The organism is Aliivibrio thorii, from assembly GCF_057368585.1.
The window spans coordinates 1,846,376-1,871,695 of the sequence record NZ_CM170654.1; the positions used below are offsets into that span (position 1 = coordinate 1,846,376).

The window sequence follows — 25,320 nt, forward strand, 5'->3', positions numbered from 1 at the left end:
AAACTAGCGTGATGACAAAACGATGGTGGCACTACTTCGGGTAGTGTTTTTGTGCTGAATTAACGATTTTGACATAAAAATTATTACCCGCATTTAAGCGGGTTTTTTTATGCCTAAATGTACCAGCACCCTCAATGATAGATGAAAATCTAAACAGTCAGTCATTCAGCTCTCACAAGTTTTAAGAAAAGAGTGGCAACAAAAGTGAAATATGCGACTATGAAAACTAATAAAAATGTAACATCAATTCAACGCATTAGCATGGAGGCTGGAATGCAGTCAGTAATATCCAATGATGGTCAGCTAGAAGTTCTTTCCCTTGACGTTCCATACGTTTCCGATCCAACCCAACTTTACTCTACGTTGTGTGAGAATAAAGAAATGAGCTTGTTGCTCGAAGGGGCTGAAGTAAACTCTAAGCAAAACATTATAAGCTTAATGCTGATTGATGCGGCGGTACGAATTCATTGTTTTGATAAAGACGTTACCTTAGAAGCCCTAACAGTGAATGGGGAACGTTTATTACAGACCTTAGCGCAATCTCTCCCTTCTTCTTTGATCACTCTTTCTTCTCAAACGCTACTCACGCTGCACTTTCCAGAGATTAACCAAGATCTTGATGAAGACAGCCGTTTACGTGAGCTTTCTTCTTTTGATGCTCTGCGTTTTATTCAAAATCACTTTGATGTAACAGGCTTACCCTCTAATGCACTATTTTTAGGCGGTTTATTTGCTTATGATTTAGTGGCAAATTTTGAAAACCTTGGTAATGCAGAAACAACCAATAAGTGTCCTGACTATGTGTTTTATGTAGCGGAATCGCTTTTGGTTATCGACCATCAAACAGAGTCTTCAGTACTTCAAGGCTCACTGTTTAATTCTGATGAGGCTATCAAAAGCAGTGTTTCTGATCGACTCATTGAAATTAAAGAGTTTTGCTCAGAGCCACATACTGTTCCTGCTGCCCCAACACTAGAAAATTGTGAAGCGGTTCCAAGTGTCTCCGATGAAGATTTCTGTCAAACCGTATTAGATTTAAAAGAATTTGTTATTAAAGGCGATATTTTCCAAGTTGTTCCTTCTCGTCGATTCACTCTTCCTTGTCCTGCGCCATTGGCGGCTTACCGTGAACTAAAAATTGGCAATCCTAGTCCTTACATGTTTTATCTGCAAGATCGTGATTTCACCCTGTTTGGTGCCTCACCTGAATCAGCATTGAAATACGGAAAAGACACAAATCAAGTCGAGATTTACCCAATAGCAGGCACACGTCAACGTGGTAAAAATAGCGATGGGTCTATCAATAATGATTTAGACAGCCGCATTGAATTAGAACTGCGTTGTGATACCAAAGAAAACGCAGAACACATGATGCTCGTTGACTTAGCGCGTAATGATGTAGCTCGTATTTCAGAAGCAGGCACTCGCTATGTCGCTGATTTATTAAAAGTCGACCGCTACAGTCATGTTATGCATCTAGTTTCTCGTGTTGTAGGGCAGCTTCGAGGGGATCTTGATGCCCTTCATGCTTATCAAGCTTGTATGAATATGGGGACATTAACTGGCGCACCAAAAATTCGTGCGATGCAACTTATTCGTGACGTAGAAAAAACACGCCGCGGCACTTATGGCGGTGCTGTTGGTTATTTAACAGGCGATGGCAACATGGATACTTGTATTGTTATCCGTTCAGCCTATGTTGAAGACGGTATTGCTCAAGTTCAAGCCGGAGCTGGTGTGGTGTATGACTCTGACCCACAAGCTGAAGCGGATGAAACTCGTGGTAAAGCCCAAGCGGTGATCTCTGCAATTCAAAAAGCGCACTTAGCTCAACCAGCAAGCACTAAGGAGAAAAACTAATGGCTCATATTGTATTACTCGATAATTTCGACTCCTTTACTTATAACTTGGTTGATCAATTTCGCTCTCTTGGCTATCCAGTTACTATTTACCGTAATAGCTTATCGGCAAGTGCTTTTGAAGAAGCGGTAAACAAATTAGATAACCCGGTAGTTGTACTATCTCCAGGACCAGGCGCACCATCAGAAGCCGGCTGTATGCCTGAAGTCATTCAACGCTTAAAAGGTAAAGTACCTATGATTGGGATTTGTCTTGGTCATCAAGCGATTGTAGAAGCGTATGATGGGATAGTTGCAGGTGCGGGTGAAATCGTTCATGGTAAATCTGCAATGATGAATCATAACCAGCATGCTATTTTTGATGGTTTACCAAACCCACTCTCTATTGCCCGTTACCACTCTTTAGTGGCGACGAAGGTAACAGAGCAATTAACCATTACTGCTACCGTTGATGATTTAGTCATGGCGGTGATCCAAGAAGAAGATAAGGTTTGTGGATTCCAATTTCACCCTGAATCTATCTTGACGACTCAAGGCGCTGGCCTATTAATTAATACGTTGAATTGGGCTTTAGACTCTACTTCAAGCCATTCAGATAATAAAGAATAAGGATATTCTCATGACTCAAATTGAAGCCATTTTTAATAAATTATACGATCAAGTTTCTCTTTCAGAAGCTGAGAGCCAAGTCCTTTTTGATGCCATCATTAAAGGCGAGTTAGATCCTATTCTACTTACCGCCGCACTGACTTGTTTAAAAGTCAAAGGTGAAACACCAAACGAGATTGCAGGTGCAGCAAAAGCATTGCTTGATAACGCCAATGAATTCCCTCGTCCTGATTACGATTTCGCCGACATTGTAGGCACAGGTGGTGATGGTTCAAATACAATCAATATCTCCACCACTGCAGCATTTGTAGCAGCAGCCTGCGGATTAAAAATCGCAAAACATGGCAATCGCGGCGTATCAAGTAAATCAGGTTCATCTGACTTATTAGATTCATTTGGTATTAATTTAGCCATGTCAGCAGAAGACACACGAAAAGCGGTTGATGATTTAGGCGTTGCTTTCTTATTTGCGCCTCACTATCACGGTGGTGTTCGTCACGCGATGCCAATTCGTCAAACCATGAAAACACGCACCATCTTTAATATTCTTGGTCCTTTGATCAACCCCGCTCGTCCAAACATTGAATTAATGGGTGTATACGATGAGTCTCTGGTTCGCCCTATCGCAGAAACCATGGTGAATATGGGAATGAAACGCGCAGCGGTTGTCTTTGGCTCTGGTTTAGATGAAGTCGCGATTCATGGTCCAACAACCGTTGCTGAAATCATTGACGGTAAAATCAAAGAATACACATTAACGCCTGAAGACTTTGGTTTAAACACGCACCCGCTTGAAGCAATTAAAGGCGGAGAGCCAGAAGAAAACAGAGCGATTATTACAGATATTCTAACAGGTAAAGGCACAGACGCCCAACTGGGTGCAATTGCAGTTAACGTTGCTCTATTAATGCGTCTGTTTGGTCATGAGGATTTAAAAGCCAATGCACAAAAAGCAATCGATGCGATGAACTCAGGTAAAGCATTTGAGTTAGTTCAACAACTAGCGGCACGAGGATAAGAAAGATGACACAACAATTGTCTGAGCACATCTCAGTAGAAAATACCCAAATGGCTGAAGTGCTTGTAAAAATTGTCAAAGATAAAGCGATTTGGATAAATGAGCGTAAAGAAACACAGCCTCTTGAGACCTTTAAGAATGGCCTAACCAACTCTGACCGCAGTTTTTACCAAGCATTAAAAACGGGAAAAACTGAGTTTATTCTTGAGTGTAAAAAAGCATCGCCATCAAAAGGATTAATCCGACAAGATTTTGATCTTAACTACATTGCTTCAGTCTATAACAAACACGCCAGTGCGATTTCTGTGTTAACGGACGAAAAGTATTTTCAAGGCAGTTTTGATTTCTTACCAATTATTCGTGACCAAGTTAATCAGCCTATTCTGTGCAAAGATTTTATGATTGATGCGTACCAAGTCTATTTAGCTCGCCATTACGGTGCTGATGCCATTCTACTCATGCTTTCAGTGCTTAACGATGAAGAATACAAAGAGCTTGCAGAAGTCGCTCATTCATTTGGCATGGGTGTACTTACTGAAGTCAGTAATGAAGAAGAGTTACACCGAGCGGTCGCATTAGAAGCGCAAGTGATCGGCATTAACAACCGTAATCTACGTAATTTATCCACTGATTTGAACCGCACTAAAGAGCTTGCACCACTACTGCCAAAAGGCACAACCATTATTTCTGAGTCTGGTATCTATAACCATCAGCAAGTAAAAGATCTAGCAAAACATGCAACGGGATTTTTAATTGGCAGCTCATTAATGGCAGAAGAAAACCTAGAGCTAGCAGCACGAAAAGTGATCCTAGGTGAAAACAAAGTATGCGGCTTAACGTCTGTAGAAGATGCAAAAGCAGTTTATGACTCTGGTGCCGTATATGGCGGACTTATCTTTGTTGAAAAATCACCGCGTTTTGTTTCATTAGAGACAGCAAAAGCCATCACTCAAGCCACCACATTAAATTATGTAGGCGTTTTCCAAAACGAGACTGTATCTACGGTTGCACAACGAGCGAATGAACTATCTCTTGCGGTGGTTCAATTGCATGGTTCTGAAAGCGAAGAATACATTACAGAGCTAAAACTACTGCTACCAGCGGGCTGCCAAGTGTGGAATGTTATTTCTGTGTCAGGTGACGCACAAAGTATTTCCCTTCCTCAAAGCCTTGCTGATAAGGTATTGGTAGATTGCAAAGTTGGCTCACAAGAAGGTGGCACTGGCGTAAGTTTCGATTGGAGTAAACTACCACATAACGACATTATGCTAGCTGGTGGCTTATCACTCGACAATACCAAACAAGCCGCGCAACTTGGCTGCTACGGATTAGATTTCAACTCTGGGGTCGAATCGGCACCAGGAAAAAAAGATCATACAAAATTACGCGCCGTATTTAGCGCATTACGAGATTATTAAGGAAAATATCATGGCAAAATTAGATGCCTACTTCGGCGAATATGGTGGTCAATACGTTCCACAAATCTTAGTTCCTGCTCTTGATCAATTAGAACAAGCATTCATTGATGCACAAGCAGATGACGATTTCCGCGCTGAGTTTATGACGTTACTGCAAGAATACGCAGGTCGTCCTACTGCCCTTACCCTTTGTCGTAACCTAACCAAGGGCACTAAAACGAAACTGTATCTAAAGCGTGAAGACTTACTGCACGGTGGCGCTCACAAAACTAACCAAGTATTAGGTCAGGCGCTACTTGCAAAACGCATGGGTAAAAACGAAATTATCGCAGAGACTGGTGCAGGCCAACATGGCGTTGCGACTGCTCTTGCTTGTGCTCTACTTGGCTTAAAATGTCGTGTTTACATGGGCGCTAAAGATATTGAACGTCAAAGCCCGAATGTATTCCGTATGGAGTTAATGGGTGCAACAGTGATCCCTGTTCATTCAGGTTCATCAACGCTAAAAGATGCGTGTAATGAAGCACTACGTGACTGGTCTGCAACTTATGAAACTGCGCATTACCTATTAGGTACAGCCGCGGGCCCTCACCCATTCCCAACGATTGTTCGTGATTTCCAACGAATGATTGGCGAAGAAACAAAAATGCAGATCCTTGCACGTGAAGGTCGTCTACCAGACGCGGTGATTGCTTGTGTTGGTGGCGGTTCAAACGCCATTGGTATGTTTGCTGATTTCATTGAAGAAGAAGATGTGAAATTGATTGGTGTTGAGCCTGCCGGTAAAGGTATTGATACCGACCAACATGGCGCGCCACTTAAGCATGGTAAAACGGGTATATTCTTTGGTATGAAAGCGCCATTGATGCAAGATGAACATGGTCAAATTGAAGAGTCTTACTCTGTATCTGCTGGACTTGATTTCCCATCAGTTGGTCCACAACACGCACATTTGAATGCCATTGGCCGTGCAGAATATGGATCAGTTACCGATGATGAAGCGCTAGAAGCATTCCAAACCTTAGCAAAAGGCGAAGGTATTATTCCTGCATTAGAATCGTCTCACGCTCTGGCTTATGCACTTCAGCTAGCCCATGCTGAACCAGAAAAAGAACAGCTGTTAGTTGTTAACCTATCAGGCCGTGGTGACAAAGACATCTTCACTGTTCATGACATTCTAAAAGAAAAGGGAGAAATCTAATGGATCGCTATCAAGACCTATTTGCTAAATTAGCAGACAAAAACCAAGGTGCCTTTGTTCCTTTTGTAACCATTGGCGATCCAAACCCAGAGCTTTCTTATCAGATCATGGAAACGTTAGTTGAATCAGGAGCAGATGCACTTGAATTAGGCATTCCATTTTCAGATCCTCTAGCGGATGGCCCGACAATTCAAGGCGCAAACATTCGTGCATTAGACAGTAAAACAACACCAACAGTTTGTTTTGAATTAATCGCTAAAATCCGTGCTAAATACCCTGAAACACCAATTGGTCTATTAGTTTACGCTAACCTAGTGTTCGCTAATGGCATCGACACTTTTTATACTAAATGCCAACAGGCCGGTGTAGATTCAGTGTTAATTGCTGATGTACCAACCAATGAATCAACAGAATTCAGAGCAAGTGCACTTAAACATAATGTTCACCCTATCTTCATTGCTCCACCATCGGCATCAAATGAAACATTAGAAACGGTGGCGAAACTAGGTGGCGGTTACACCTACCTTCTTTCTCGTGCTGGTGTTACTGGCGCAGAAACTAAAGCAGGTACGCCTGTTGCTCAACTATTAGAACGCTTAAACCAATTTGATGCACCACCTGCTATCTTAGGTTTTGGAATTTCAGAGCCAGCACAAGTTGAAGAAGCGATTAAAGCCGGCGCAGCAGGCGCTATTTCTGGCTCTGCGACCGTAAAGCTCATTGAACAACATCAAAATAATCCAGCCGCTTTACTTAAGGCTCTTTCATCGTTTACTTCTCAGATGAAATCTGCAACACAAAAATAACATTTAACATATTACCCCACTCCAAAAGAGCTCATCACGAGCTCTTTTTTTATTCCTCCCTTTCTCTGTTCGCTTTATTACGTTAAATGTTAATTAGAGTTTATTTATCGCATAAGTAATAACAAAGCATTGTAATGCACAAAAAAGAAACAAACCTCCTACACAAAACCACATAAGTTGAGATCTATTTAATAAAAACGTTGATAGATGTAAACATTACGTGTAAAAAGACCCCCAATACATTTAACTAACAAATGCATATTTAACAAGACATAAGAACTACAACGTATTATAAAAACAATACAGAGGTAATTAAATTGTTACAAAAAAAAGGACTTCTCAACAATATCGGTATTCAAGTCGTTATTGCTATGATCGTAGGTACGATGGTTGGTGCAACAATGGGGCAATCTGCCGCGATGTTCGCACCTTTAGGCACCATATTTATTAACCTAATCAAAATGCTAGTAATCCCACTGGTTGCTGTTGCTCTAATCTCTGGTGCTGCTGGACTAGGTAATAGCAGTAACGCAGGTAAAGTGGGGTTAACTACTTTAGGTTATTTTGGTATCACTTCAGCACTTGCTGTTGCACTTGCACTCTTCATGGGAGAGGTTTTTGAGCCGGGTAAAGGCATTGACCTCTCTGATGTTGAAGGAATGTTTTCATCTGCTTATGCCGCAAAAGGCGAACTTCCAACCTTTTGGGCTACCATTACAGGAATGATCCCAACCAACGTTTTCCAATCACTAAATGAAGCAAACATCCTTCAAATTCTCGTTTTCTGCTTATTTTTTGGTATTGGTCTTTCTAAACTAGAAAAAAAGCGTCGTGAACCAATGCTCAATGCGGTTAATAGCATTGTTGATATTATGGTTTGGATGATCAATAAAGTAATGATCATCGCTCCTATCGGTGTATTTGGCCTAATGGCTGAAGCGGTAGGCACGTTTGGTTTTAGCGCACTGATGGTTGTATTCAAACTGTTCGTTATTTACGTTGCTGCAATTCTTGTATTTGGTTTTATCGCTTACCCGTTAATGGTAGGCCTATTAACTAAAACCTCAGCCAAAAAATTCCTTATTGCAATGAAGAAACCACAAGCCGTTGCTCTATCTACTGCCTCTTCAATGGCAACGCTACCAGTTACAATGGAAACCATTGAAAAAGAGTTAGGTGTTCGTAACTCTACCGCTTCGTTTGTATTGCCTCTGGGTGCAACAATCAACATGTCTGGTAACGCGATTTACTACGGCTTAGTCGCTATCTTCTTTGCTCAACTATTCAACATTGATTTATCAATTGGCGCTTATGTTGCGATTATTGTTACCTCAACGCTAGGCGCTGTAGGTCAAGCTGGCGTACCAGGCCCTTCTTTCCTTGTTGTTGCGGTTCTGCTTGCTGCAGGTATTCCAATCGAAGGTCTACCACTTCTATTCGCTCTAGACCGTATCTTTGACATGATCCGTACCGCACTAAACATCACTGGTGATGCTGCGTGTGCTGTGATTGTTGATGCTATAGTTGAAGAAAGCTCTATTAAAGAAAAACCAGATTCAGAACAAAAACACGCTTAAAATTAAGCTTATCTAAAACTAAAAAGCCTGCTTTCTTATCTATTAAGAACAGGCTTTTTTATTTAATAACCTCCAACCAATTATCTCTTACAAAAAGAAATGAATAGGTAAAATGTAACAAGCAATTTTTAGCGATTCCCTCCCCTACAAATATTAGTTACACTCGCTGCATAATTAACTATTTGGCTCAATATATAAACATGAAACAGATTTTAGATTTTATCCCACTGATTATCTTTTTTACATTGTACAAAATGTACGATATCTATACAGCAACGGGCGCTCTTATCGTAGCGACAGCCATTCAACTTGTTGTGACTTATTTACTTTATAAAAAAGTAGAAAAAATGCAGCTAATCACCTTCCTTATGGTTACTGTATTTGGTGGGATGACCATATTTTTACACGATGATAATTTCATTAAATGGAAAGTAACCATTGTTTACTGTGTCTTTGCTGCTGGTTTAATGGTTTCTCAGATCATTGGAAAGCCTGTAATCAAAGGTATGCTAGGCAAAGAAGTGACGCTTACTGACTCCCAGTGGAACAAGATCAACTACGCTTGGATCTTATTTTTCACCGTATGTGCAATTGCCAACTTATACGTAGCATTTGAAATGCCTCTTGATGTATGGGTTAACTTTAAAGTATTTGGCTTACTTGGTTTAACTTTCTTATACACTCTATTTACTGGTATGTACGTTTATAAACACATGCCAAAAGAGAAAAAAGAAGAGCAGGAATAGTCAAAAGCTCAGACAAAAAGACATAAGCCGTGCTGTTTTATCGCACGGCTTTTTTATATCTGTTTTTTTGTGATAAACTCGGCATAATTTCATTTTTAGTTGTATTGGAAATCAATTTGACAACTCCATCACCTCTTGGACAAGCGCCTAAAGGCCAACTCCTCTTACGTACTCTTTCTATGCCAGCAGACACCAACGCCAATGGTGATATCTTTGGCGGATGGATCATGTCACAACTGGATTTAGCTGGTGGTATTCTAGCCAAAGAAATTTCTGGTGGTCGTATTGTGACCGTTTCAGTATCTAGTATTACCTTTAAAAAACCGGTTAAGGTTGGCGACGTCGTATGTTGTTATGGCGAATGTATCAAAATTGGTCGCACTTCAATGACAATAAACCTTGAGGTATGGATCAAGCCTGTAAAAGAACACGGTATCGGCGATCGCTTCATGGTATGTGATGCCACTTTTAATTATGTTGCGATTGATGCGAAAGGAAAACCTCGACCAATACCTAAAACTGCGTAGTTATTACAATTTTTCTTATTAATTATTAAAAAGCTCTGGTTTATCGCTAGGGCTTTTTTTATGATGGCTATATCAATGATGATAAAGAATAAAAGGATTCAACTATGTGGTACGTAATTTTTTCTCAAGATGTTGAAAATAGCTTAGAACGTCGTTTAAGTGTTCGAGAAAAGCATCTAGAGCGCCTTACTCAACTACAAAATGAAGGTCGTTTATTGGTAGCAGGACCAATGCCTGCAATTGACTCTGAAAACCCAGGAGATGCTGGATTTACAGGCTCAACAGTTATTGCAGAATTTGATTCTTTGGATGCTGCAAAAAAATGGGCTAACAATGACCCATATATTGATGCAGGGGTTTACGCTAATGTAATCGTAAAACCATTCAAAAAAGTACTTCCTGCTTAATATTAATGATATGAATTTATAGTAAATATAAGCTCAAAAACCATAAAGAACTATAATGAAAAAACTTATTATTACTGCGTTAAGCGTACTTGCTCTTTCAGGGTGTGCTTCTAACGAACAACAACAAGAAATAGAGATGCTTGCCGATTATCGTGCGAGTATCCTTGCAAGTTCACTCCCTCTTGAAATGGGACAACTTACCTTAATCCAAGTGAAAGAAAAACAAGGCGTGGTTGAGATGGTATTTTTAGATAGTGGTAACGGTGAAGTTAGCACAAACCAACTCATTGAAAAAAGCATCACTACTTATTGTGGAAGCAAAGAAATCCGCCCAGTGTTAAAGAAAGGTGTCGCTTATCGCTACCTTATTCGTAACGCTCGAGGGCAAAAGCAGAATGATATTTTTGTTAATGAGCAGTCTTGCATAGATCGTGAACCAGCCGAAGAAGAGTAATACAAATACAAAATGGCCTAACATTTATTCAAATGTTGGCCATTTAAGTTGCGACTTTAATTTCTTTACTACCACCGCTCCCTTTGTACATATCAATACCAAGTCATATCAATAACATTACCTATATATTTTCCATAAATAACAAGATCTAACACCTATTGTTAAAATACTTAATGACAAGATTAATAATAAGAGTTACCGTTAATGAAAATGAAAATGATTATCACTAACAAGAATTCATGACTATAACACACAAAAATTATTCTAAAATTGCTTTTCCATTCATTATATCAACCGTCACTCAACCTTTATTAGGTGCTGTTGATACGGCTGTTATTGGGCAAATGGGCATTGCTGAGTTAATTGGAGGTGTAGCCATAGGTACGGTTATCATGAACACCATCTATTGGCTATTCGGATTTTTTCGTGTCAGTACGACAGGACAAAGCGCAATAGCTTTAGGAAAAGGATGCCAGTCAAGTTTAATCAATAGCTTAATGAGACCGTACATTCTTTCGGCATCTGTCGGCCTTATCTTTATGATTTTCCAATCATTCATTTGGCAAGGGGCACTTTGGGTAATATCACCAGACCCTATTGTTGCAGAACAAGCTCATTTGTACTTTAGTATTCTGATTTATGGCGCCCCTTTTGTGTTAATGAACTATTCAATTATCGGATGGTTAATGGGGCAGGCAAAAGCAAAAGAGACTCTTTACACGCAGGTTTTCGGTAACATATTAAATATCGTTCTTGATGTGATCTTTGTTTTCTACTTTGACCTTGGGGGCGCTGGCGTTGCTTACGCTAGTTTAATTGCTCAAATCACAACCTTTATTATTGGAATAACCATCGTACTAAAAACAAGCAAAATCCCGGTATCTGCATTTTTACAATCCACAAAGCTCAGTAAACAAGATTTATCCGTCATTATTTCATCTAATTCTGATTTATTAATACGTACTATATGCATATTAGTCTTCTTTAATATGATCGCTCGTATAGGCTCGCAACTTGGTACTGACGTACTAGCAGCCAACGCAATTTTAATGCAGGTTACTTTTATTATTAGCTATATGTTTGACGGTATCGCTAATGCCTCAAGTGTATTCGCTGGTAAATCCATCGGACAAAAAGATAAAACAATGTTCAACCAAGTAGTAAAACTCAACGCACAATGGACTACTGGGCTCATAATTACTCTTACACTGGTGGTCATCTTATTCAAAAATAGCCTTATTTTACTCTTTACCGATCAAGTTGAACTCATCACTATTTATGACAATATGACACCGTGGTTAATCGTTTTTCCACTCGTTGCAGGATTTGGCTTAACTATCTATGGCATTTTTACTGGAACAGGAACAACCCGCCCAGTGAGAGACTCTAGTCTAGCCACGCTATTATTATTTTTGATTACACAAATATTCACCGTCAACTGGTGGAGAAATCATGGTCTATGGCTAGCATTTACCATTTTCTACCTTGGCCGAATCATGTTTTTATACCCATTTATTTATCAAATAAAACAAAAATTGCTTTAATTTAAAAATACGAGACAGAGTCTAATCACTAAATTCCGCCAGATTGAACTGTCTGGTCGACTTTTGGTTGATTTAATGTTAAATCAATCAATTGTTACTCTTCGACACTTTTCATTATTATTTCAAAATGATAGCATTGTTATGTTATAACATACCATTGAGTGAGTTAGTGTGAATTTACCTATCGTTTCAGTTAATCAATTAAGTGTATCAACGTCTTCAAGAGTATTATTTAACGATATTACTTTCGACGTCTCTCGTGGTGAATTATTAGCAATCATGGGGCCTTCTGGTATAGGTAAATCGATGTTATCCCGCGCTATTGCCGGTTTTACTTCAGATACTGTTCAAGTTAGAGGCCATATTTCTCTTTCTGGTTATGACGTATCTAATATTCCTTTACTAAACAGACCTGCAGCCCAACGCCCTGCTTTTATCTTTCAAGACGCTCTTCAAGCCCTTAATCCTTTAGTCTCTGTTGAAGGACAGCTATGTCTTGCATTAACAAGTTCTCAAACGAAGTTAAATAAAGTCACAAAAAAAACGATTATAGAACTTCTTAATAAACTTGAATTTTCAGATCCTGAATCAATTCTCCCTCTCTACCCAGGTCAATTATCCGGAGGTCAACGTCAACGAATATGTATCGCAATTGGCCTTCTAAGCAATGCTGAAGTTTTAATCGCAGATGAGCCAACGAGCGCCTTAGATCCCATAACAGAACAAGAGATCCTAACGTTAATTCGAGAGAATATTAAAGAGAAACAGCTTGCAGGGATATTAATTACTCATAATATTCAAAGTGCTCTTGCTTGTGACAAATTACTCGTCATCGATGAAGGAAGAATGGTTGCGTATGGACCACCTAAAGAAGCTTTAAACGCCAGTCCTCACTCTTTTTGTTGCTCATTAAAAGCGCTCATCGCATGAATAAAATAATCACATCGATTCAATTCGACAGCGTCTCTGTCCATCACTACTCTTTGCCTCGTTGGTTAGGAGGTAAGCCCTTTAAAGCTCTTAATAATATAAACTTATGTATTAAAGATAAAAACCTAGCTATTGTTGGTCCTTCAGGAGCAGGGAAATCAACCTTAATTGAATTATTATTTGGACTACGTAAAACAACGAGCGGCCATATCACACTCTTTGGGAATTCTTTGCCAATAAGCTCACGTAAAGCTCAAATCAGTGTATCTAAGCGAATGCAATTGATACCACAAGAACCACATACAAGCTTAAATCCTTACTACACTATTTATCAAATCTTGCGTGAGCCTCTTTTAAACCTTAAGGATAAAAGTGATCATACAGCAAAGATTAAAGAAACCCTCAAAGAAGTCGGCTTATCAAAGAAACTGCTGTCATTAACCGCACAACAGCTTTCTACAGGTCAAGCACAACGAGTTGCTATTGCTCGGGCATTAGTCGTTAAGCCATCAATTCTTATTGCTGATGAGCCAACCAGCAGCCTCGACCCTGTTAGTCGTCAAAAGATACTTGATTTATTAATGTCATTAAAATCACGCTTAAATATGCGCCTTATTTTAATTACACATGACTTGCAAGCAGCACAAACGTTATGTGATGACATTTTAGTCCTAGATCATGGAAAAGTAGCTGAATTTGGTCCATCTAACCAAATTATAACGGCGCCTAACCACCCCACCACTCAAGCCTTGATTAATGCTCAATCTCTAATCATACCTAATCAACCAACACAACTACTGGAATAAAACATCATTATGCGTCTCTATACAATAAAGCTAGCTTGCACGCTTGCATTGACTCTACCTTTGGCTGGCTGTTTTGATGCTAAAGTCGATGCTGATAAAGAAAATGTAACATCAGAAATTAACATTGCCATGATGCAACCACCAAGGACTGGTCTATCCCCTTTATCTGATGATGCGTTCAAGTTATCTCGATGGAGTACAGCAGAAACTCTAGTAAACTTAAATGCGCAATCTAACGCAGAACCAATGCTAGCAACAGCATGGGAACAAGTTGATCCTCTTACTTGGCATTTTACTGTTCGACAGGGTGTTACTTTTCATGATGGTTCAACATTAGATGCATTTGCAGTCACTAACTCTTTACAAAAAGCATTAGAAGCTGCGCCTAAACCTCGTATTCTTGATGGTATTGATTTAAAAATAAAAGCACTAAACGATTCTACTGTCGAGATTGGTACTACTTTTAACGACCCACTTTTACCAAACCGTCTATCTAGTCCTCAACTGGCAATTCTAGCTTCAGATGCTTATAAAAAAAATGGCCAAGTCGTACCTACTGGGATGGGAACTGGCCCATTTGAGCTAATCAAAATTAATGGTAGTACAAGTGCTAAACTTCATCGATTTGATGGTTATTGGGGTGAGAAAGCGCAAATAGATACTGTTAATGTTGAATATGTTCCAAACGGCTTCTCTCGTGCTGCCGCTCTGCGAACAGGTACCGCAGATATTGTTGAGGCCGTTCCTGTATCACAAATAGCCACAATTGATTCTGAATTACTTTATGAAGTAGCGATGCCAAGAACAAATACACTCTACTTAAATAACAAATCAAAAGTTTTCAGCCAAATCGCACTACGTAAAACCGCAGCAGCAGCTATCAATAAGCAACAAATAGTCGAAATGGTTTATGAAAACCATGCAGATATCGCTCAAGGCTTATTTGGTCCAGCACTGACTTGGGCCGCACCACTTCGACCAGAAACACCGCTTTTAGATAAAAACCTAAAAGCTAACGGAGAAACCATTGTCATTGGTACTTTCACTGACCGTGCCGAGCTTCCAGAAGTCGCAGCACTTTTAAAGCAGCAATTTGAAGCGGTCGGTTTTAACGTTAAGCTTGATATCCGTGAGTATGCTCAGATTGAAAATGATGCTTTAGCGGGTAAATTTGATGCATTTATTCTTTCTCGAGCAACAGTACTTGATTCGGGTGATCCTGTTGCTTACATGATGAGTGATTTTGGGTGTAAAGGTTCATATAACTTAGGTCATTACTGCTCAAAAGACGTTGATAGCGCGCTTTATCATGCCGATTTACAATCTTTAGGGGCGAAACGACAACAAGCCATTATTGATGCTGAACAAAAAATACTAAACGACTTTGCTGCTATTCCTTTATTACATGAACGTGTTATCCAAGGCGAAAGCAAAAGCATGATGAATGTAATCCGTGATCCTAGTGAACGTCGTTTAATTAACCAACAAACGCAGGTTAATTAAAGTAAATGTTTTCTGTTTCAACAATACGTCCAGCATTAGCAATATTAACCCCATGGTTATCCCGACTAATCTCACTTACTGCGGTGGTGATTTTAGTTGGTTTAATACCAGAAATTGCGGGCATAGATCCAAGCCAATCAATTCTTAGGGCACGGTCTGGTCAACAGCAATTGTTAACGGCTGAATCTTTGCAAGCGGTACGAACAGATCTTCAACTGGATCGTAGTGGTTTTGAACGATTAGTGGATTGGTTTTCTGGGCTAATAAGAGGTGATTTAGGTGTATCTTGGATAGATGGGTCTTCGGTGATCTCAGCAATCCAAAATGCACTATCTACCTCTCTATTTTTAATGTCTACCGCATTAATGTTGACTGTTATCCTTTGCAGTATAACTTTAATGAATACATTAAGACTTTGGAAAAAAGGAAAATTAAAAAGCAGTCATAACTCTTTAAGTATTGTTTTTATATCACTACCTGAATACGTTATTGCTTCTTTATTAATTTTATTTTTTGCTATCTGGCTTGGTTGGTTTCCCCCTTATGGTTGGCAAAGCTGGCAAAACGTTTGGTTACCCAGTTTAGCCCTCGCTTTACCTGCAAGTGGATTATTCAGCCGATTATTACACGATAGCTTAGTGCGAGTATTTAATGAACAATGGATCACAACTTGGTTATGCGCGAATGTACACACAAGCCAAATAATTCGGTTCGCCCTCAAAAAGGCACTCAGTAGTCTGCTCCCTCAAATTGCAATGATTATCATAGGGATCACTGGTGGGGCGGTTGCAGTAGAGCAAATTTTTTCGATTCCTGGAATTGGTCGACTCATTCTTAGTGCAACAAAAGCACAAGATCTGCCCATTCTTCAGGGTGGGTTATTAGTGCTATTGTTTTTATCTATTATGATCAGTAGTTTTGGGCTTCTATTACAGCAATTAATATTAGGCCATAGCCTTAAAAGCGGAAAATTAATTAGTAATCATTCAGCATTTCAATTTACTAAAAGCTTACCAAAACGATTGATCGCATTTAGTATTTTTTCATTCTTATTACTAATTGCTATTTGGTCATTATTTAGAGACCCATATTCTAGCCAGTTTGCTCGCTTAGCTTCAGCTAATATGCAAATTCCGTTAGGTGCCGATGGTATAGGTAGAGACTTATTGGCTCGTATTGGCACAGGCATGGTGTCAACATTTCAAGCTGGAATTTTAGCGACATTTCTAAGCTTATTGACAGGTATTATCATGGGACTTAATAGCCGCTTTACTCAAGGGCTTATTGAGATCACAAAAGGAGTTCCGTACATCGTTGCTGGATTATTAGTAGCTGGCATTTCAGGTATGAATGCGAACAGTGCACTCATCGCTATTGTTTTAGTGTCATGGGCACCACTGGCTGCACATTGCTCAAGCTTAATTTCTGAAGCTAAAGCCCAACCATATACTCATTTAGCGCCTACTTGGGGCACAAATAAGTTAAAAATTTTCCGTTTTTACTTATTGCCTTATATCCTGCCTCCATTATTACGACATACTCTATTAAAGTTACCTGTAATAACATTAAGCTTAACTTCTTTAAGTTTTATTGGATTAGGTGCAAAGCCACCGGAACCAGAATGGGGATTAATGATAGCAGAAAACCTTCCTTATATAGAAAGAGCTCCGCAAGGTGTCTTAGGTCCAATAGTTGGACTTATTCTTATGGGAGTGGCAATTAACCTATTGTTCGATGATTAATAGAAGCCCTCTTATCACAAGAGGCTTCTAATATAACGCTTACCTAACGCGTAAAACGCATCACTTTTAAGCCGCTTTCAGGATTAATATCTGCAAACTCTGGCGGGTTATCTAAACGCTCTACAAACTTCAGCTCTGGCGCCTCTTCAGCCATACCATCAATCAGGAAGTCCGTAGATACCGCTGGCGAATTCACACAAGCTAACACGTCACCCGTTTCACTCAATAAACTTGGTAAACGACGCAAGATCTTCTGATAATCTTTAGTTAAAGCAAAACTGCCCTTTTGAAAGCTAGGTGGATCAATAATGATGAGATCATATAGACCTAACTTCTTAATCTTACCCCACGATTTAAAAATATCATGACCTAAGAATTTTACTTTTGATAAATCATGTTCGTTTAAACGGTGGTTATCACGACCGCGGCTCAGCGGCCCTTTCGCCATATCTAAATTAACTACTTGAGTTGCTCCACCCGCAATCGCAGCAACAGAAAAGCCACACGTATATGCAAACAAGTTTAATACTGATTTGCCTTCACTGTGCGCTTGAACCCATTTACGACCATAGCGCATATCTAAAAATAGCCCCATATTCTGGTTCTTTTTAAGCTCTAACTGATATTTTAGGCCATTTTCAATAGCTACAGGGAAAGTCTCTTCACTACCCCAAACCACTTGAGTAGGTGCTAATTCTTGATAACGATGTTGTAATAAAATAGCTTGGCCTTTGGCATTTTTCCATGTATCAGATCCGGCAAACACGTGTAGCTTTGATTCTAGAGCTTCAACAAAAGTAGGCTCTTGCTCTTTAAATAACGCCACCACTAGTTGACCTTGAGAGCTCTGACTTTGAGAACCCTGACCTTGAAGCCAATCAACGGTAAGCTGTTCTAAGCCTTCAAAGCACTGACCACGGCCATGAAATAAACGACGAAGCTCATTCTGTGGTGTTGCTAGCTGTGCTTCTAAGTGAGTAAATAACGTATCTAATGCTTCTATCTTCATGATTTCTTCTTAATCTCTGGCCAAGTTAATGTCCACGGTGTTTGCCACTGCGCTAATCCTGCTTGAATGGTGTCATCTTGCCATTCATCGCCTTGTTTTGGGACTTCTACAAATTCAAACGCTTGCTCTTGATAAGTAAAGCGTAAAGCATACGCATGAAGATAACCACGATCTGCTTTAGATGAGCTATAAATTGAATCACCCAAAATACCCGAGCCGACACTTTTTAATGCAACTCGAATTTGATGAGTTTTACCAGTATGAGGCTTACATAAAAACAGGCGATTACCATTATGTGCAGCCGTTGAGAAAAACTGAGTAATTGCAGGGTTTTCTTTACTGTTGATCAGTTTCCATGACGCTCTACGTGAACGTTCCATATCGCCAATAACCAGACCTTGTTTTTTCTTAGGCTTTTTATCACCAATAGCGAGGTAATATTTTTCAACCAAACGCTTTGCGAACAATTGTGATAATTCACTTGCAGCAGACTGATTACGACCAATCAGCAATAGCCCTGACGTCATCTTGTCTAAACGATGAATTAAATAAAGCTGCTTATCACCAGTAACTTTAGCCAACTCAATCAATAATGAGGTTTCACCATCATCTTTATGAACACTGATGTTTGGGTGCTTATTTATAACAAGAAAATCTGAATTTTGATAAAGGATATCGAACATTGGCGCTCCTAAAATTGAGCGCAGAGTATAGCGAGGATGGTATCTCAATTCCAATAAAAACGCCGATCAGATGACCGGCGTTGAGTTATTATTTGTAATTAAAGAGGCTTACTTATGGCGTTCTTTCAGTTTATTGATCACATCATCGAACGATAGACCTTGATCTTGAAGCAGAACAAACAGGTGATACATTAAATCGGCTGATTCACACACTAACTCCGCCTTGTCACCCGACGTCGCTGCAAGCGCGACTTCAACGCCTTCTTCACCAACTTTCTGCGAAATACGTTTGGTGCCACGGGCATAGAGACTTGCTGTGTAAGATGAGTCAGGATCAGCATTCTTACGCTCGGCAAGTAGCTGTTCCAACTGATGAAGCCACACCAATTGCGTTTCTTCGGTTTTATCGCCATCCCAACAGGTGGTTGTTCCTGTGTGGCACGTTGGGCCTACTGGATTAACTTTAATAAGCAAAGTATCGTTATCGCAATCTAGAGAAATATTAACTAGATTCAAGCTATTGCCAGACTCTTCGCCTTTGGTCCATAAACGATTTTTAGTTCGAGAGAAAAACGTAACCTTCTCTGTTTTTAATGTTTTCGACAGTGCTTCTTGGTTCATGTAACCCATCATCAATACTTGGCTCGAACCAAAATCTTGAATAATAGCAGGCACTAACCCATCCACTTTTTCCCAATCAATTCGTGTTGCTAATTCTTGTTGGCTCATCGGCGCACCTCTACATCCTGTTGGGCTAAATATTCTTTTAATTCACCAATATTGATGATTTGTTTGTGGAATACCGATGCTGCTAATGCACCGTCCACGTTTGTTTTTTTATAGGCATCGGCAAAGTGAACCATTTCACCTGCACCGCCTGATGCAATTAATGGCACATGACACACTTCTCGTACCATTTTTAATTGCTCAAGATCGTAACCGTTACGCACACCATCTTGATTCATCATGTTCAATACAATTTCACCCGCACCGCGTTTTTGAACTTCTTGCACCCAATCTTTAGTTTCCCATTTGGTTGCTTTGGTACGCTCTTCATCGCCGGTAAATTGGTAAACTTGGTATTTACCCGTTTCTTTATCAAAGTAAGAGTCAATTCCTACAACAATACACTGAACACCAAATTTATCGGCAAGTTCTGTGATCAGCTCTGGGTTCGCCAGTGCTGGTGAGTTAATTGATACTTTGTCAGCACCAAATTCTAAAATCTTCGCAGCATCTTCGGCGGTTTTAATACCGCCTGCCACACAGAATGGAATATCAATCACTTCAGCGACGCGTGCGACCCAGCTTTTATCGACTACGCGGCCATCACTTGATGCGGTAATATCATAAAATACCAATTCATCCGCGCCTTCTTCGGCATAACGCTGCGCTAACGGAACGATATCACCAATAATTTCATGGTTACGAAATTGAACGCCTTTGACCACTTGTCCATCTTTAACATCAAGACAAGGAACTATTCGCTTTGCCAACATTGGAATGCCTCCCCTGCGGTAAACTTGCCATCAAGCAGTGCTCGACCCACAATCACACCTGCAACACCTGAGCCTTTCAACGCGGCGATATCATCCAGTGACCCTATGCCGCCAGAAGATTGAAATTGCACTTGTGGATATTGTTTGCATAGGTCTACGTAGAGTTCTACATTCGATCCTTGCAGCGTGCCATCGCGTGAGATATCAGTGCACAAAACATGCTTCAAACCAACCGTTAGGTAATCTTCAAGCAGCGCTTCAATCGTTACGCCTGAGTCTTCTTGCCAACCTGAAATAGCAACGTTACGTATGCCGTTTTCATCAATGTTGATATCTAGCGCTAATACGATTTTTTCTGCTCCGTATTTTTCCATCCAACCTTTGACTAATTCTGGCTGCTTTACTGCTGTCGAACCTACAACTACACGTTGTGCGCCTGCATTCAATAAATCTTGTACGTCTGCTTCATTACGTACACCACCACCAATTTGAATATTGGCAGGGGTGCTTGCTAACAAACGAGCAATCAAATCTAACTGACGTGCTGTTGTGTCTTTTGCACCAGTTAAATCAACAAGATGTAGCCAATTTGCACCTGCTTGGTGATACAGATTAAACTGCTCAGCCGGATCAACTTTATATTCTGTTACTTGCCCGTAGTCGCCTTGAAACAGACGAACCACTTGGCCTTCAATTAAATCTAATGCTGGAATGATCATAAATATCCTTATTAACAGAGCCGAGAACATTCGCTACGCTCATTACGAGATCCGAGGGACGAGTAAGAGCCCTAAAACCTCGAAGCGAAGCGACCTCGCACCTCGTCCCTGCTCTTATAGCTCCAAAAAGTTCTGAATAAGCTTTGAACCCACTTTACTTGAGCGCTCTGGATGAAACTGAACTCCGTAATAATTACCCGCTTGTAGTGCGGCGGTAAACGGCTGTCCGTAATCACAAGAAGCAATCGTATAATCACCTACTTGCATGCCAAAGCTGTGTACAAAGTAAAAATAACTGTTCTCTGGAATATCTTTAAACAGCGGATTTCCATCGACAGGCTTAATTGTATTCCACCCCATGTGAGGCAGCGGTAAATCACCGGTTTGAAGCTTACGAACTTCGCCGTTACACAAGCCTAAACACTCTACAATTTGATCCGCTTTTTGGCCTTTCTCTTCAGAAAGCTTACCCAAAAGTTGCATTCCTAGACAGATACCTAATAGTGGTTTTTCAACTTGTTTAACCAGTTCGATAAGATCACGTTCAGCCAAGTTTTTCATCGCTTCACTTGCGGTACCTACCCCTGGTAAAAACAGCTTATCTGCCGCTAATACCACTTGAGGATCTCTGCTTATCGTAACGGTATAACCCAAACGCTCAATCGCAAATCTCACCGACGATACGTTAGAGCAACCTGTATCAATAATAACGACATTTTGATTTGTCATAGTCACTCCTACAATACGCCTTTTGAACTTGGCAGTTCATTACCTTCCACTTTAATCGCTTGGCGTAACGTACGGCCAAACGCTTTAAATAGGCTTTCAATAATGTGGTGATCATTATGCCCTGCAGAAGAAAGGTGTAGAGTACAAGCAAGAGTATCAGTTAGAGAGCGGAAGAAGTGAACCACCATTTCTGTTGATAAATCCCCCACTTGATCACGACTAAATTCAGCATCAAATTTCAGATATGGACGACCTGATAAATCCAGCGCACATTGTGCTAAACACTCATCCATTGGTAAGCTAAAACCAAAGCGGCCAATACCACGCTTATCACCCAAGGCTTCTTTTAACGCTTCGCCTAGTGCAAGCGCCGTATCTTCAATGGTGTGGTGATCATCAATATGTAAATCACCTTCTACATTGATCTTCATTTGGAAACCGCCGTGCGTAGCAATTTGATCAAGCATGTGATCAAAGAAACCAAGACCAGTACTGATCTCATTGCCACCTTGCTCATCCAAATTAACAAACACTTTAATGTCCGTTTCTTTGGTTGTACGTATTACTTCTGCAGTACGTGCATTTACGGTCAGATCTTTTAAGATCGCAGGCCAATTCATTGTCTCAGGATGATATTGAATACCACGGATCGCCATGTTCTCAGCTAGTTGAAGATCCGTTTGGCGATCACCAATCACGACTGAGTGTTGAAAATCCACTTTCCCACCTTGAAGATACTCTTTTACCATGCCTAACTTTGGTTTGCGGCATGAGCAGTTGTCTTCTTCAAAGTGAGGACAGATCAGTACATCATCAAACTTCACACCTTGAGATTCAAAAAACTCCATCATCATATTGTGTGGCGCATCGAACTCATCTTGTGGGTAGCTATCTGTACCTAAACCGTCTTGGTTGGTTACCATCACTAAACGGTAACCGGCATCTTGAAGAGAAAGTAGAGAAGGAATAACCAAAGGTTCAAACTTTAGCTTATCTAAACGGTCTACTTGAAAATCCACCGGCGGCTCAACAATTAAGGTGCCATCACGGTCAATAAATAAAATCTTTTGTTGTTTGCTCACAGGAACGTCCTTTTAATTCTTCTTTTTTTTAATTTTATCCCCAACGCCTTATTCCTAAGCTTGAAGGATAAATGATACCAATCACAGTAATTGATTACGGATAAAGCCCAATGTTTTTTCACATTCTTCGCGGTTACCCACACTGATACGTACACAGTCTTTAATTGGTGAATTACGTAAAATAATGCCGTGATCCCATGCTGCTTTAAATATTGCATCGCCATCAGAGAACTGCACTAATAAATAGTTACCCCAACCCTCATGGACAGTGACACCATTCAATACCATTAACCCTGCGTGTAAATAAGCACGGTTAGCACTTAAATCAAGCATTTGGTATTTCATACGAGCTAACCCTGCTTCTGATAAAGCTTGAGTCGCAATTTCAGCTACAGGAACTGGAACTGGGTATGGCGCAATCACTTTAAGTAATACATTAATCAGTTCTTCATTTGCTAATGTAAAACCACAACGTAAGCCAGCCAGTGCAAAGGCTTTTGACAGCGTACGTAAGATAGCAAGGTGTGGATAATCAGCCAGTAAATCGACCGTAGACTTCTCTATACAAAAATCAATGTAAGCTTCATCCATAACAACAATGGCGCGATCTTTTGTCATCTCAAGCAATGAAAGAATGTCTTTACGATTAACGATGTTGCCCGTTGGGTTATTTGGACTACACACAAATACAACTTTGACATTTTCTAAGCTTGCTTCTATTGCTGGAAGATCTAGCTGCCAATCAGAAGTAAGTGGCACCGTTTTAGTCTTTACACCAATCGTTTCTGCACTGATTGAGTACATGCCATAAGTTGGTGGACAATATAAAATCGCATCTTCATTTGGCTCACAGAACGCACGAACTAATAACTCAATGCCTTCATCAGCACCGCGTGACGTTAGCACTTGCTCTGACCTTACATTTGCGTAAGCCGCATAAGCATTAATTAGCTCTGGTGGTTGACATTCGCTGTAACGATTAAGGCGTGCAAAATTGAATTTGTATTCATTATCAAATGGAGATTCATTGGCGTTTAACCACACATCCCCTGTACCACCAATACGGCGGGCAGAAAGATAAGGCGTTAATGCTTGCACTTGTTTTCTGGCTAACTTTTCCATCATGAATTCCTATTGATTCGTATCTAGCTGATTAGCTTCTAACTTAGCTAACTTTTCAATTCTGATTGTAACCGCTCGTTTGTGCGCATCAAGTCCTTCTGCATCTGCCATTGTGACTACCGTTGAAGCTAACCCTTTTAAACCATCTGCTGTTAATTCTTGCACTGTCATACGTTTAGAGAAATCCGCAAGACCTAAGCTTGAATAGGTTCTCGTATAACCGTAAGTAGGCAATACATGGTTGGTCCCTGAAGCGTAATCCCCTGCTGATTCTGGTGAGTAACTTCCTAAGAAAATAGACCCCGCATTATCAAGTAGCGGCAACAATTCACGTGGACTTTTAGTTTGAACAATTAAATGTTCAGGACCATAAAAATTTGAAATAGAGACACATTGTGTTAGTGATTCTGCAATAATTAACAAGCTTGAGCCTAGCGCTTGACGTGCAATATCAGAACGAGATAACTCTTTCAGTTGCCTCTCTATTGAATCTGCCACTTGATCTGCGATGATCGGCGATGGCGTAACAAGAACCACTTGTGAGTCCGGGCCGTGTTCAGCTTGACTTAATAGATCCGCAGCAATGAAATCAGGATCTGCTGTCTCATCTGCAATAACCAAAACCTCAGATGGACCTGCAGGCATATCAATTGCTGCACCACGGAAATCATTAGATACCTGACGCTTAGCTTCAGTGACGTATGCGTTACCTGGACCAAAAATCTTATCGACTTTAGAAACCGACTTAGTGCCATACGCCATAGCAGCAACCGCTTGAGCGCCACCAATGTTGTACACTTCATCAACCTTACACAGTTTAGCAACATACAAAATTTCATCAGCGATTGGCGGAGGAGAACACAACACCACTTTTTGACAACCAGCTATTTGCGCAGGAATACCTAACATTAATACGGTTGAGGGTAATGGCGCACTGCCACCTGGAATATACAGACCCACTTTATTAATCGGCATTGTGATTTGCTCACACACGACACCTGGCTGTGTTTCTACTTTAATTGGCTGTGGTTTTTGAGCTTTGTGAAACTTAGAGATATTGCTGTACGCTTGTTGTAGTGCCGCTTTCATCTCTTCAGATAAACGTTCACTCGCCGCATCAATCTCTGATTTAGATACCCGAATTGATTCTGGTCTCACCCCATCAAATTTTTCAGTTAATGCTAATACACCGGCATCACCGTCTTGCTTAACAGTATTAATGACACTGGTTACTGCTGCTGTGATGTTCGCGCCTTCGGTAATCGCAGGGCGTTGTAAGACGGTATCTTGTTGTGAATCACTTAATGATTGCCAAACTAGGGTCTTCATA

24 protein-coding genes and 1 pseudogene are annotated in these 25,320 nt (G+C 40.3%); 16 read left to right on the forward strand and 9 right to left on the reverse strand.

Annotated elements, in window-relative coordinates; translation table 11 throughout:
* The first annotated feature begins 273 nt into the window (after positions 1 to 273).
* From AC2IP4_RS08295 to AC2IP4_RS08370, 16 genes are all read left to right on the forward strand, one after another.
* Complete coding sequence (locus tag AC2IP4_RS08295; protein WP_486310750.1) at positions 274 to 1,860, forward strand: anthranilate synthase component 1; 1,587 nt, start codon at positions 274 to 276, stop codon at positions 1,858 to 1,860.
* Entirely contained in the window at positions 1,860 to 2,468 is a 609-nt protein-coding gene (locus tag AC2IP4_RS08300) for an aminodeoxychorismate/anthranilate synthase component II (RefSeq protein ID WP_375322198.1), read from the forward strand. The genes AC2IP4_RS08295 and AC2IP4_RS08300 overlap by 1 nt, the downstream gene beginning before the upstream one ends.
* Before the next feature lie 19 nt (positions 2,469 to 2,487).
* Positions 2,488 to 3,486, forward strand: coding sequence for an anthranilate phosphoribosyltransferase (gene trpD, locus AC2IP4_RS08305; RefSeq protein ID WP_375322784.1), 999 nt, complete (start codon positions 2,488 to 2,490; stop codon positions 3,484 to 3,486).
* Positions 3,487 to 3,491: 5 nt separating this feature from the next.
* On the forward strand, positions 3,492 to 4,904 hold the full coding sequence (gene trpCF, locus AC2IP4_RS08310) for a bifunctional indole-3-glycerol-phosphate synthase TrpC/phosphoribosylanthranilate isomerase TrpF (protein WP_375322197.1): 1,413 nt from the start codon (positions 3,492 to 3,494) through the stop codon (positions 4,902 to 4,904).
* Positions 4,905 to 4,914: 10 nt separating this feature from the next.
* Positions 4,915 to 6,105, forward strand: a complete 1,191-nt coding sequence (trpB, locus tag AC2IP4_RS08315) for a tryptophan synthase subunit beta (protein ID WP_105054479.1) — start codon at positions 4,915 to 4,917, stop codon at positions 6,103 to 6,105.
* Positions 6,105 to 6,911, forward strand: coding sequence for a tryptophan synthase subunit alpha (gene trpA / locus AC2IP4_RS08320; protein ID WP_486310182.1), 807 nt, complete (start codon positions 6,105 to 6,107; stop codon positions 6,909 to 6,911). Before trpB ends, trpA begins: the two co-directional genes overlap by 1 nt.
* A 371-nt stretch (positions 6,912 to 7,282) precedes the next feature.
* Positions 7,283 to 8,488 (forward strand): dicarboxylate/amino acid:cation symporter, encoded by a 1,206-nt coding sequence (locus AC2IP4_RS08325; RefSeq protein ID WP_486310751.1) that lies wholly within the window; start codon positions 7,283 to 7,285, stop codon positions 8,486 to 8,488.
* Between the two features lie 200 nt (positions 8,489 to 8,688).
* On the forward strand, positions 8,689 to 9,234 hold the full coding sequence (locus AC2IP4_RS08330; protein ID WP_105054476.1) for a septation protein A: 546 nt from the start codon (positions 8,689 to 8,691) through the stop codon (positions 9,232 to 9,234).
* Between the two features lie 116 nt (positions 9,235 to 9,350).
* The gene (gene yciA / locus AC2IP4_RS08335; protein ID WP_486317122.1) at positions 9,351 to 9,761 is read left to right on the forward strand and encodes an acyl-CoA thioester hydrolase YciA; all 411 of its coding nucleotides are present in this window, start codon (positions 9,351 to 9,353) and stop codon (positions 9,759 to 9,761) included.
* Positions 9,762 to 9,865: 104 nt separating this feature from the next.
* Complete coding sequence (locus AC2IP4_RS08340; protein WP_060990656.1) at positions 9,866 to 10,168, forward strand: YciI family protein; 303 nt, start codon at positions 9,866 to 9,868, stop codon at positions 10,166 to 10,168.
* 55 nt (positions 10,169 to 10,223) lie between these two features.
* Positions 10,224 to 10,622, forward strand: coding sequence for a GspS/AspS pilotin family protein (locus AC2IP4_RS08345; RefSeq protein WP_105054474.1), 399 nt, complete (start codon positions 10,224 to 10,226; stop codon positions 10,620 to 10,622).
* Positions 10,623 to 10,861: 239 nt separating this feature from the next.
* Positions 10,862 to 12,166, forward strand: coding sequence for an MATE family efflux transporter (locus AC2IP4_RS08350; protein ID WP_486310183.1), 1,305 nt, complete (start codon positions 10,862 to 10,864; stop codon positions 12,164 to 12,166).
* Positions 12,167 to 12,337: 171 nt separating this feature from the next.
* Positions 12,338 to 13,096 carry an ATP-binding cassette domain-containing protein gene (locus AC2IP4_RS08355; protein ID WP_375322195.1) on the forward strand — a complete coding sequence of 253 codons (759 nt, stop codon included), beginning with the start codon at positions 12,338 to 12,340 and terminating at the stop codon, positions 13,094 to 13,096.
* Entirely contained in the window at positions 13,093 to 13,902 is an 810-nt protein-coding gene (locus AC2IP4_RS08360; RefSeq protein WP_375322194.1) for an ABC transporter ATP-binding protein, read from the forward strand. The genes AC2IP4_RS08355 and AC2IP4_RS08360 overlap by 4 nt, the downstream gene beginning before the upstream one ends.
* A 9-nt stretch (positions 13,903 to 13,911) precedes the next feature.
* Positions 13,912 to 15,405, forward strand: a complete 1,494-nt coding sequence (locus AC2IP4_RS08365) for an ABC transporter substrate-binding protein (RefSeq protein ID WP_486310184.1) — start codon at positions 13,912 to 13,914, stop codon at positions 15,403 to 15,405.
* Positions 15,406 to 15,410: 5 nt separating this feature from the next.
* Positions 15,411 to 17,147 carry an ABC transporter permease subunit gene (locus tag AC2IP4_RS08370; RefSeq protein ID WP_486310185.1) on the forward strand — a complete coding sequence of 579 codons (1,737 nt, stop codon included), beginning with the start codon at positions 15,411 to 15,413 and terminating at the stop codon, positions 17,145 to 17,147.
* Positions 17,148 to 17,190: 43 nt separating this feature from the next.
* Here AC2IP4_RS08370 and AC2IP4_RS08375 read toward each other — a convergent pair whose 3' ends face one another.
* From AC2IP4_RS08375 to hisD, 9 genes and pseudogenes are all read right to left on the reverse strand, one after another.
* A complete protein-coding gene (locus AC2IP4_RS08375) occupies positions 17,191 to 18,156 on the reverse strand; it encodes a class I SAM-dependent methyltransferase (protein ID WP_375322191.1) in 966 nt (321 codons plus the stop codon).
* Positions 18,157 to 18,253: 97 nt separating this feature from the next.
* Positions 18,254 to 18,839: pseudogene (locus AC2IP4_RS08380) on the reverse strand (TIGR01621 family pseudouridine synthase); the annotation flags it as partial.
* 108 nt (positions 18,840 to 18,947) lie between these two features.
* Entirely contained in the window at positions 18,948 to 19,568 is a 621-nt protein-coding gene (gene hisIE, locus AC2IP4_RS08385) for a bifunctional phosphoribosyl-AMP cyclohydrolase/phosphoribosyl-ATP diphosphatase HisIE (RefSeq protein ID WP_486307164.1), read from the reverse strand.
* Complete coding sequence (gene hisF / locus AC2IP4_RS08390) at positions 19,565 to 20,338, reverse strand: imidazole glycerol phosphate synthase subunit HisF (RefSeq protein WP_061002089.1); 774 nt, start codon at positions 20,336 to 20,338, stop codon at positions 19,565 to 19,567. Before hisF ends, hisIE begins: the two co-directional genes overlap by 4 nt.
* The gene (gene hisA / locus AC2IP4_RS08395; protein WP_375322188.1) at positions 20,320 to 21,057 is read right to left on the reverse strand and encodes a 1-(5-phosphoribosyl)-5-[(5-phosphoribosylamino)methylideneamino]imidazole-4-carboxamide isomerase; all 738 of its coding nucleotides are present in this window, start codon (positions 21,055 to 21,057) and stop codon (positions 20,320 to 20,322) included. The genes hisF and hisA overlap by 19 nt, the downstream gene beginning before the upstream one ends.
* Before the next feature lie 114 nt (positions 21,058 to 21,171).
* Positions 21,172 to 21,786, reverse strand: a complete 615-nt coding sequence (gene hisH, locus AC2IP4_RS08400; RefSeq protein WP_486310186.1) for an imidazole glycerol phosphate synthase subunit HisH — start codon at positions 21,784 to 21,786, stop codon at positions 21,172 to 21,174.
* Positions 21,787 to 21,794: 8 nt separating this feature from the next.
* Positions 21,795 to 22,868 (reverse strand): bifunctional histidinol-phosphatase/imidazoleglycerol-phosphate dehydratase HisB, encoded by a 1,074-nt coding sequence (gene hisB / locus AC2IP4_RS08405; protein ID WP_486310187.1) that lies wholly within the window; start codon positions 22,866 to 22,868, stop codon positions 21,795 to 21,797.
* Between the two features lie 81 nt (positions 22,869 to 22,949).
* Entirely contained in the window at positions 22,950 to 23,990 is a 1,041-nt protein-coding gene (gene hisC / locus AC2IP4_RS08410) for a histidinol-phosphate transaminase (RefSeq protein WP_375322782.1), read from the reverse strand.
* 9 nt (positions 23,991 to 23,999) lie between these two features.
* Entirely contained in the window at positions 24,000 to 25,319 is a 1,320-nt protein-coding gene (hisD, locus tag AC2IP4_RS08415; protein ID WP_375322185.1) for a histidinol dehydrogenase, read from the reverse strand.
* Between the last annotated feature and the right edge of the window lies 1 nt (position 25,320).

Coding starts and splice junctions, on each gene's coding strand:
- AC2IP4_RS08295 (WP_486310750.1), top strand. CDS start 274: ATGCAGTCAGTAATATCCAATGATGGTCAGCTAGAAGTTCTTTCCCTT.
- AC2IP4_RS08300 (WP_375322198.1), top strand. CDS start 1,860: ATGGCTCATATTGTATTACTCGATAATTTCGACTCCTTTACTTATAAC.
- trpCF (WP_375322197.1), top strand. CDS start 3,492: ATGACACAACAATTGTCTGAGCACATCTCAGTAGAAAATACCCAAATG.
- trpB (WP_105054479.1), top strand. CDS start 4,915: ATGGCAAAATTAGATGCCTACTTCGGCGAATATGGTGGTCAATACGTT.
- trpA (WP_486310182.1), top strand. CDS start 6,105: ATGGATCGCTATCAAGACCTATTTGCTAAATTAGCAGACAAAAACCAA.
- AC2IP4_RS08325 (WP_486310751.1), top strand. CDS start 7,283: ATGATCGTAGGTACGATGGTTGGTGCAACAATGGGGCAATCTGCCGCG.
- AC2IP4_RS08330 (WP_105054476.1), top strand. CDS start 8,689: ATGAAACAGATTTTAGATTTTATCCCACTGATTATCTTTTTTACATTG.
- AC2IP4_RS08340 (WP_060990656.1), top strand. CDS start 9,866: ATGTGGTACGTAATTTTTTCTCAAGATGTTGAAAATAGCTTAGAACGT.
- AC2IP4_RS08345 (WP_105054474.1), top strand. CDS start 10,224: ATGAAAAAACTTATTATTACTGCGTTAAGCGTACTTGCTCTTTCAGGG.
- AC2IP4_RS08350 (WP_486310183.1), top strand. CDS start 10,862: ATGACTATAACACACAAAAATTATTCTAAAATTGCTTTTCCATTCATT.
- AC2IP4_RS08360 (WP_375322194.1), top strand. CDS start 13,093: ATGAATAAAATAATCACATCGATTCAATTCGACAGCGTCTCTGTCCAT.
- AC2IP4_RS08365 (WP_486310184.1), top strand. CDS start 13,912: ATGCGTCTCTATACAATAAAGCTAGCTTGCACGCTTGCATTGACTCTA.
- AC2IP4_RS08370 (WP_486310185.1), top strand. CDS start 15,411: ATGTTTTCTGTTTCAACAATACGTCCAGCATTAGCAATATTAACCCCA.
- AC2IP4_RS08375 (WP_375322191.1), bottom strand. CDS start 18,156: ATGAAGATAGAAGCATTAGATACGTTATTTACTCACTTAGAAGCACAG.
- hisIE (WP_486307164.1), bottom strand. CDS start 19,568: ATGAGCCAACAAGAATTAGCAACACGAATTGATTGGGAAAAAGTGGAT.
- hisF (WP_061002089.1), bottom strand. CDS start 20,338: ATGTTGGCAAAGCGAATAGTTCCTTGTCTTGATGTTAAAGATGGACAA.
- hisA (WP_375322188.1), bottom strand. CDS start 21,057: ATGATCATTCCAGCATTAGATTTAATTGAAGGCCAAGTGGTTCGTCTG.
- hisH (WP_486310186.1), bottom strand. CDS start 21,786: ATGACAAATCAAAATGTCGTTATTATTGATACAGGTTGCTCTAACGTA.
- hisC (WP_375322782.1), bottom strand. CDS start 23,990: ATGGAAAAGTTAGCCAGAAAACAAGTGCAAGCATTAACGCCTTATCTT.
- hisD (WP_375322185.1), bottom strand. CDS start 25,319: ATGAAGACCCTAGTTTGGCAATCATTAAGTGATTCACAACAAGATACC.